General features: G+C 43.7%; 6 protein-coding genes. 3 read left to right on the top strand and 3 right to left on the bottom strand.

The annotated features are described in order from the left end of the window. The first annotated feature begins 466 nt into the window (after positions 1 to 466). The 3 genes from V7D75_RS10890 to V7D75_RS10880 are packed head-to-tail and all read left to right on the top strand — an operon-like array spanning position 467 to position 3,362. A complete protein-coding gene (locus tag V7D75_RS10890) occupies positions 467 to 1,540 on the top strand; it encodes an aspartate carbamoyltransferase catalytic subunit (RefSeq protein ID WP_333614573.1) in 1,074 nt (357 codons plus the stop codon). Between the two features lie 60 nt (positions 1,541 to 1,600). Then, positions 1,601 to 2,812: a dihydroorotase gene (locus V7D75_RS10885; RefSeq protein WP_442968954.1), complete on the top strand. Its 1,212-nt coding sequence runs from the start codon at positions 1,601 to 1,603 to the stop codon at positions 2,810 to 2,812. Next, on the top strand, positions 2,805 to 3,362 hold the full coding sequence (locus tag V7D75_RS10880; protein WP_333614572.1) for a DUF2127 domain-containing protein: 558 nt from the start codon (positions 2,805 to 2,807) through the stop codon (positions 3,360 to 3,362). The genes V7D75_RS10885 and V7D75_RS10880 overlap by 8 nt, the downstream gene beginning before the upstream one ends. Positions 3,363 to 3,480: 118 nt before the next feature. Here the strand turns inward: V7D75_RS10880 and V7D75_RS10875 are convergent, their stop codons facing one another. From V7D75_RS10875 to V7D75_RS10865, 3 genes are all read right to left on the bottom strand, one after another. Continuing rightward, on the bottom strand, positions 3,481 to 4,692 hold the full coding sequence (locus V7D75_RS10875) for a cation:proton antiporter (protein WP_333614571.1): 1,212 nt from the start codon (positions 4,690 to 4,692) through the stop codon (positions 3,481 to 3,483). Positions 4,693 to 4,835: 143 nt separating this feature from the next. Beyond that, positions 4,836 to 6,443 (bottom strand): DUF2254 domain-containing protein, encoded by a 1,608-nt coding sequence (locus tag V7D75_RS10870; RefSeq protein ID WP_442968956.1) that lies wholly within the window; start codon positions 6,441 to 6,443, stop codon positions 4,836 to 4,838. A gap of 244 nt (positions 6,444 to 6,687) precedes the next feature. After that, positions 6,688 to 7,456 (bottom strand): ricin-type beta-trefoil lectin domain protein (locus V7D75_RS10865; protein WP_333614569.1); only part of this gene is annotated, 769 nt, incomplete at its 5' end.

The following is a 7,456-nucleotide window of genomic DNA, read 5'->3' as shown; positions in this document are numbered from 1 at the left end:
TGGGTTACTGGCGTGAGCGTTTAGATAATTGGCTAAGGTTGTCATAAGGTTTCCTGATAAAGGCGGTTAAAATAGATAGTATTAAAATAAATACTTTTAAAAATAAGACCAATGAGAATAAAAATTAAATAGAGGTTTGAGAGACGGTTAGGTCACCTTTAATTTGCCTAAATTTGGCAAATTTTTAAATACCCAGCAAGGCGTCTTTGTCCTGACCACAAAATCAGCTACACTAGCGCTATGATTATTTATTTATGGTGTTAATAAGTGGCTTTTGATAAGGTTTGCTTTATGTCTAGAGCCATTGCTCACCAAGACGCCAAAAGCTACCTTTTAAGGTTGTTTGTCATTGCACTAAATTGTAGCAAATAAGTGCCAAAATGTCCTTGTCTCTATGCTTAACGAGTGTAAAACACCTAAATAATGATAATCACCTCATATCACCTAACAATAAAGATGTGCCATTATGTCAAATTCTATCGATAGTCGCTCAACACCAACCGTTTCGCCGACTGATTATGCCAAGTTTGATCCTGAGACCATCCATCAAAAGCTCAACGCCTCGCTCAGTCGTCCGCAGCTTAATAATGATGGCAGTATTCGCCATTTTTTAGGAGTAGAGGGTTTAAGTAAAGCGCAGTTGCAGGCAATTATTGCCAAAGCAGAGACATTTTTTGATGAAAATGGGCAACTGATTAATCGCCCTGAGCTTGAAGGCTATACGGTGATGAATTTGTTTTTTGAACCGTCAACGCGCACGCGCACCACTTTTGAAGTCGCTGAAAAGCGTCTCGGTGCCAATGTGCTCAATATCGATATTGAGCGCTCCAGTACCAAAAAAGGCGAGAGCTTGCGCGATACCTTGTGGAATCTACAAGCGATGACGGCGGATATTTTTGTGGTACGCCATTCAGCGTCCGGCGCGGCACATTTTATGGCAACAGAAGTCACGCCAGATATTGCTATTATCAACGGCGGTGATGGCTGGCATGCCCATCCGACGCAAGGCATGCTCGATATGCTGACTATTCACCGTGAAGCACCGCGACCATTTGAAGAGTTGTCTGTAGCTATTGTCGGTGATATTAAGCACTCACGGGTTGCACGCTCTGATATCAGTGCGCTGCAAACCTTAGGCGTCAAAGATATTCGTGTTTGTGCCCCGCGCACCTTATTACCCAAAGGTATTGAGCGTTTTGGCGTACAAGTTTATGAAGATATGAACGAATGCGTCACCGGCTGTGATGTCATTATGGGGTTAAGAATACAAAACGAGCGTATCGGCTCGCCGCTGCTGGCGTCGTCGAGTGAGTATTATAAGCATTATGGTATTACGCCTGAACGCCTAGCATTGGCTAAACCCGATGCGTTGGTGATGCATCCTGGGCCGATGAATCGCGGGGTTGAGATTGCCTCAAGCGTTGCCGATGGTGACCAGTCTGTTATTTTAAAGCAGGTAAATAATGGCATTGCGATTCGCATGGCAGTATTGTCACTGGCAATGGAAGGTCAGCGCGCGCATCAAGCTGCGAGTCAGTAACACTCTGCTGCCCTGTTCCATATTTATTTATCCCATTTTATTGATACGGTAATAACGCTCATGTCTACTACGTTAAATACGGATACACCGATAATTAACCATCTTCCTCAAGCATTTAAAGACGCGCTACCACGCACAGTAACCGATAAGCTGGCTTCTTTTGAATCAGAGCGCGAAATGTGGCTGCTGCCACCCTTGGTTGATTTATGCGCCCGCTTACGCGAACCGGGTCAACAACAACACGGTACGTTAGAGTCAGAAGGGCGTGCGGCCCGTGGCAATGGTTTTTTGCACGTGGTGATTCCACCCGATACCAACCCCATTTTAGAAAATGGCTCGCTATTAAAAGGTTTGCGTGAGCGGGCTCTGAGTGATGGTGGTATTTATTTGCATATTTTAGGTGCGTTGACAGAAGGACTTCGAGGAGAGAATCCTTCCAATATTGCTGGTCTGAAAAAAGGCGGCTGTATCGCGGTCTCTAATGCGCGTCGACCTTTTCGCAATGACTTGGTGTTACTGCGTACTTTAGAGTATGCGGCGACTTTTGGCATGAAAGTATTCTTTTATCCTGACGAGCCAAGTCTCTCTGGTGATGGCGTGGCGCACGAAGGTTATATCGCCTCGTATCATGGTTTGCAAGGGATTCCTTGGATTGCAGAAACAGTTGCTTTATCGACGCAGTTATTGATGGTAGAAGAAACGGGTATTGCCGCACATTTTAGCCAACTATCTTGTAAGTCTTCGATTGAGCTGATGCGCTGGGCGAAAGACAAAGGTCTGCCGGTGACTTGTGATGTGGCGATGCATCAGCTGTATTTAACCGATGATAATTTAAAAGGTTTTAATGCCCAAGCCTATGTGCTACCGCCGCTGCGTAGCAATACCGATCAGCAAGCCATTCGCCGCGGGCTAAAAGACGGCACCATTGATGCGATTTGCAGCCATCATGAGCCGCTAAACAGTACCGCCAAAAAAGCACCTTTTGCCGAAAGCACACCGGGTATCTCAAACTTTGATACCTTTATGGCGCTGGCATGTCAGTTGGTACGCGATGAAGTATTAACGCTCGAGCAACTGGTCGACAAAATCTGCCTTAATCCAGCAAAAATCGCAGGTATTAGTGAGCAGTATGCAAGTATCGGCGGCGCGGTGTTGGTCGATCCCAATCTTGAATGGCAAGTGACCACAGAATCCATGTTATCAAATGGTAAAAATACGCCGTTCTTTAATGAGCAGTTGCAAGGCCGTGTGGTGGAGACTTTCTTTGCCTAATTTGCCCAGACAGGATGACAGTCTGCTACCATCCTCGAAGGATAACAACCAAGATTTAACCAGTCAGCCGCATACACCGCGCAGTGGCGCTAGTACCTCTAGCGAATCGATCAAAGCGGTCGCAATCTATGAAGTGGTCAAAGGCGTTGGTGCGCTATTAGGAGCGGGGGCTCTATGGTCATGGCATAGTGACCTTGAGCATTGGCTAACGACAGCGACCGCTTCTTGGCAACAAACCTTTGGGCAACTGCTAGCACCGCAAGTTGATAGTGCGGTACGTATCGCGCAGCAGGCAAGCAAAAATTGGTCAGTATTTTTATTGCTCATTTTTGCTTATGCCAGTTTGCGCTTTCTTGAAGCTTATGGTTTGTGGCAAGATAAAACTTGGGCATATTGGTTTGGGGTGTTAGGCTACGGGATATTTATTCCTATTGAGCTTTATTATTTGTTTGCTAGCCCATTTGACTGGTTTAAACTTGCCATCTTAATATCAAATATTATTATTGTTATCGTGGTTTATCGCAATATGAAGCGCAAAGGTTTGATATAACTAGGCCGTGATACAAACCAATACACGGGTTTAAGAGACCTAAAAAAGCCAGTATAAGCGATGATACTTATACTGGCTTCTCTTTTACTAAAACGGCTAAATGAAAACTATGTAAAGCTTATATCTCTGCGACTTTCTCGTCGGTACGAATGCTTTTGGCGACTTTACCAACGCTCAAACCTTGTACCAAAATAGAGAATATCACCACCGCATAAGTCAGCGCCAATAAAATATCGCGCTCACCGCCTGCTGGCAGTTGCAATACCAAAGCAACCGAAATGCCACCGCGCAATCCGCCCCATGTCAGCACTTTCCATGCGCCTTTTGGCAAATCAAGCTGACGATGAAAGGTTTTGGTGGTCATGCCGACGACGATAAAGCGTGCAAGTAGGGCAATAATAATGGTCAAACCAGCAGCGATAAATAAATTGCCCGAATAAGCAATCATCACCACCTCTAAACCAATCAAGACAAATAAAATCGCGTTAAGAATTTCATCAATCAATTCCCAAAATAAATCAATATAATGGCGCGTTTTATCACTCATCGCCAGTGCACGTCCACGATTACCTACCATTAAGCCCATCATCACCATCGCAAGTGGTCCGGATAAATGCCAATGGCTGGCGAGTGCATAGCCACCTATGACGCCCGCCAGCGTTAATAACACCTCTTCTTGGTAGCTGTCGATGCTTTTGAGCATATAATACAAAATTGCACCGAGCACTAAGCCAAAGACAATCCCGCCACCAGCTTCAACGGCTAAGGTATGGGCAACATAATTGGCCGTTGGGATATCGCCACTGGATAAAATACCGAGCAGCAGGACAAAAATAACCACGCCTGAGGCCAAAATACCCATCACGGCGATTGGATCGGTCGGTGATATCAAGGCGCCAAATAATAAACACCATAAAAAAGGCAGCCCAAAACCAAATAGTGGCAGCATAAAATAAAGGGCAGCGGCAATGAGTAACGCCGATACGATGGTGCCAATACAAGCAAGGATACCAATGGGCAATTTATAACGTTTTAAATCGCCAATATTGACGTGGAGCGCGCCTGCAAATAACAACATAGACAACATACCGTCTAATAAGACTTCGGTAAAATCAAGTTGCTCTAATAAGCTCACTTCGTAATCAATCAGCTCATCAAACCCTAAAAAGCCCAAAAATATCGCGCCGATAGATAATAAAATGGAGATGACCATCACGCCGATAGTCGTTGGCAGGCCAATAAATCGATGATTGACATAAGTTAATAAAGCGGTAATCGATAAAAAAATAGCGCTGATTTCTAGTACGGTCAAGCTGCTGGTAGGAGCCATAAAAAGGTCTCAAATAATGATAAAAAGTCGTCCCAATTTTAGGGCTTAGGAGGATTGATAGGGTTTTATTTTAGTTATTTTTGTGCTGGCTTACCAGTTATGAATGATAAACTTATTTTTAGTAATAAAGATCGTTTTAAACGCTATCTTGATTGCGTTTGTAGAGCTTGATGAATATGAGCATCGAACTTAGCGACATAAGCAAAGTATTGATGTTGGTCATTGTCGCTGAGAATAAACTGCTTGGCTTGCGCACACATGGCGCTTAGGTCGTCGACCAAGGCTTGATAGCTAAGATTGTCTTGTCCCGCACGTTCAATCAACGTCAGCTCATGTAGTAACGTTTGCTGCTGAGCATTATTAACTTTGGCATAATTGAGGTCTACCATTGCCTGACAAAGCGCCTTTAACACCATCAAGTCTGCGGTCGCATAACGCCGTATCTCGCCAAGCGATGTATCGATAAAGTCGGATATTTTAGGGGTATGAGTCACGACGGCTAATATGGCGTCGCGTGGTTTATGGCTTACTTTTTCAATAGTGCTATTATCAGATTTTGTTTTATCTGGCGCAGGTTGCTTTGATGTTGATTTTTCTGAACTTGGTCTATAAAAATGATAGGAGCTTGGCGGCTGACGACGCATCATGATGCTAAGGCAGCTGGTCAAAGACTGTACGCAATTGACCGCAGTTTTGGGATCATTAATTCCTGGAGAAAGGGCGCGTACCGCAATTTCGGTCATTTGTCCCAAACTATAAGCGATATCGTTAGAATGGCTTAAGCGCTGCTCAATACGGATACAACCAGCAAAGCGCTGCCAAAATAAGCTATCTGGCGCGCGCGGCACAATAGCAAGTTTTGGCGTGTTGGTCTGCTGGCGATTGTCTGGATGGTTGGCTGGGCGCTGATAAAAATAGCCAATAATATTTCTATCAGTGACAAAATCACCAAGATTGGCATTAATTTGCACCACGCCTGCATAATCTTGGCTCAGAGTTACCAGTGATTTAAGATAGATTTGCTGTAAATATCCCGAGCTTGGCGCATAAATCGGCGTTGCAGACCAAGTGTGAAATTGTTCGATATCTTGGTGCTCAACGTCACGTTGATGCTTGATATCACAGCGGTCTTTATACCAGTAGTGAATATTTTTAATCGCCTCATTACTGGCGCCTTCGATCACATGCGATGCCTGAATCGCATGCACCATATGCTGCACAAAATACACCAATAATAACGCGCAAATAATCGCCATGATAATGCCAAAGGTCACGGCCAATTGCGGCACACCAAAGGCAACATCGTATTTATGAATCGCTTTTAACACCAATAAACTATAGCTAAAGGTGCCAATAAACGCGCCTAAAACAAATTGATTGGGCGTATCGGTTAAAAAATTACGCAGCAGTCTAGGACCAAATTGCGAAGATGCCATTGATAACACGGCAATGGTAATCGAAAAAGTAGTCCCCGCGACACCCAGTACGGCACCAGCAATGGTAGTCATGATAGCGCGGGCGGCCTCATCATCGCCGGTAAAAGCAAAACTTAGCTCTCTAACCGTCTCGCGGTCGAAGTGTTCATCGATAGTGACCAATATAGGCGCGAGTAGAATACCTGCTAACACACAAGCGCTAGGAATAAACCAATAAGAACCAATGAGCTGCTGCCACAGATTTTTTAGGCGATCGGGTAAATCCAGTAGCGTCTGTAGCGACCAGAGCTGGGCAAATTGCTTTAACCTGTGCATGATTGTGAGCAATAGCGACTTAAGCCAGCCATTTTTAGGGTGTTTATCCAATATAGTGCGCTCCAAAAATGACCTAAAAACTAAACAAGTTTGATTGAAAAAAGCCGTGCTATTGCCTCACTAAATAACGAGGCCTAAAAGGAATTACCTTACCATATAAATAGGATCGTTTAAAAATTTAGTAAAAAATAAGCCCCTATGATAGGAGCTTATTTTTAATCTGATTAAAATTCTGCATTTTTTATTAATTGACTAAATCATTAATCCAAGTGCTTATTGCGGTGCTTATTTTCTCTATTACTGAAGGCTCTTCTATGCTTTCGACACTCGATGGCTGCATTTGCCTACTAGCCATAGCTATTGGCTGCTTTTGCATACTTTCTACAATTAAGGGTAGGTTTTTGCCAGCGGTCGATAGGATTAGACTTGGATTTTTAGTCAGCATCGTCCACTTCTGATTACCACCATTATTACAGCCATAACGAATTAAGCGTGCGCGATTATTATTCAAATAACCATTTTCTAAGTCAAAGCATTGATTACCTTGTTTGATAGCATTTGTTGTTACATCCATTTGCCAAACTTGCGAGTTTGCTTGATCATCACAAGGCGCTAGGTTAATAACATTGCCTCCTTGTGGCATTAGACACTGATCTAGCGCCATTTTATTATGGATTCTACCTTTTGTATCTTGAATCCATTGCTCAGAATTGTCTCCTGTGCAAGCGCTAGGCCCGCTAATAAAAGCATTTAGCTGACCATTTTCTAATGTTTCAACTTTAAGACAATTTTTACCATTCATGAGTGGACTAACGTTACTTAAAGGCTCGTCATCCTGCAATCCTATCTCTTTGACAAACTTCTGGAAGGCAGTGATTACTTCAGGTCCGCTTGCCATTAAATCAGTACGGTATACATTAACCCAACGATTTAAACGATACATGGTTTCTTGCTGTTGCTCATAACGCTCTAATGTTTGGAATGCTTGCGGGCTCAGCTCTTGACGTAGCTCA

The sequence above is a fragment of the Psychrobacter sp. genome (genome assembly GCF_036731945.1).
Taxonomy (GTDB): Bacteria; Pseudomonadota; Gammaproteobacteria; order Pseudomonadales; family Moraxellaceae; genus Psychrobacter.
This window is presented reverse-complemented; position numbering and strand designations above follow the sequence as displayed.

Coding starts and splice junctions, on each gene's coding strand:
- V7D75_RS10890 (WP_333614573.1), top strand. CDS start 467: ATGTCAAATTCTATCGATAGTCGCTCAACACCAACCGTTTCGCCGACT.
- V7D75_RS10885 (WP_442968954.1), top strand. CDS start 1,601: ATGTCTACTACGTTAAATACGGATACACCGATAATTAACCATCTTCCT.
- V7D75_RS10875 (WP_333614571.1), bottom strand. CDS start 4,692: ATGGCTCCTACCAGCAGCTTGACCGTACTAGAAATCAGCGCTATTTTT.
- V7D75_RS10870 (WP_442968956.1), bottom strand. CDS start 6,443: ATGCACAGGTTAAAGCAATTTGCCCAGCTCTGGTCGCTACAGACGCTA.